The following is a 1,233-nucleotide window of genomic DNA, read 5'->3' on the forward strand; positions in this document are numbered from 1 at the left end:
AACCACCTCAACCATGCTATTAGGTTGAAGTGGTTTTTTATTTATAAGACATAGAGTATATTCAAACTACTTCTTCTGCTCTAAAGCCTCTTCTACCGCCTCTTTACCCCATGCACTCAGATCGATATCCAACTTCTCATACTGCTGCGCGTCGAATAACGGCTCTTTGACACCTGCTTTGAGCTGTCTTGCAAAGTCATCAAGCAAGCGCTTAGCGCGTGGAAATAGCATAATTAGAGCGAGTAAGTTGGCAAGCGCTAGCACACCCATCAATGGATCAGCGAAGAAGAATACAGTCGTTGCCGCAGGCGCGACCGCTCCTAAAAACAATACGCCGATGACGACCACTCTTAGAATCAAAGTCGCCATTTTGACGTTCTTTTTGACCAAGAAGTTAATAGAATTTTCGCCCATATAATAGTTATACATAATAGAGCTTAAGGCAAATAACAATAGCGCTATAGTCAAGATATACTGTGACCAATCGCCTAGCTGATTACTTAGCGCTTGCTGCGCCAGTACAATACCATCGACCTCAGCCCCAGGCTGATATACCCCGCTGAGCAAAATCATAAATGCCGTAGCACTACACACCACAATCGTATCGATAAACACTGATAACGACTGCGAGATGCCTTGACTCACAGGATGGGTGGCATAGGCCGTAGCAGCGATATTTGGCGCAGAACCCAAACCTGCCTCATTCGAGAACAAGCCCCGCTTCATACCTTGCTCAATCGCCACACCGATACCGCCGCCCACGACAGACTCAATACCAAAGGCATTTTTGACGATCATAACCATTAGCGCTGGCAGCTCTGTAAAGTTTAGCACGATAATAATAAGTGCCATGCCGATATAGATGAGCGCCATTACAGGAATAACCACGTCAGCGACTTTTGCAATACGCTGAATACCGCCAAAAACGATAAACCCACCCGCAATAACCAGTACTACGCCTGATATCCAGCGATCAATCCCAAAGCTTTCAAGAGCAGAACCTGCCACCGTATTACCTTGGAATGCCACAAAGCCAATCGAGAACGACAGGAGTAAAGAGATAGCATATATAACGGCAAGCCAGCGATAATCCTTGCCTAAACCATGCAAGATATAAGTCGCAGGCCCACCGCGAAAATTACCATCAACATCTTTGCGCTTATACAGCTGAGCCAAGCTACACTCAACAATACTAGTCATCATTCCAATTAAGGCGACGACCCACATCCAAAA

At 45.7% G+C, this 1,233-nt stretch carries 1 protein-coding gene; it reads right to left on the reverse strand.

Going from position 1 to position 1,233, the window contains the following annotated elements; translation table 11 throughout:
- Nucleotides 1-66 precede the first annotated feature (66 nt).
- Nucleotides 67-1,233 (reverse strand): alanine/glycine:cation symporter family protein (locus ACTXGO_RS14050; RefSeq protein ID WP_443574954.1); only part of this gene is annotated, 1,167 nt, incomplete at its 5' end.

The organism is Psychrobacter sp. T6-1, from assembly GCF_052258445.1.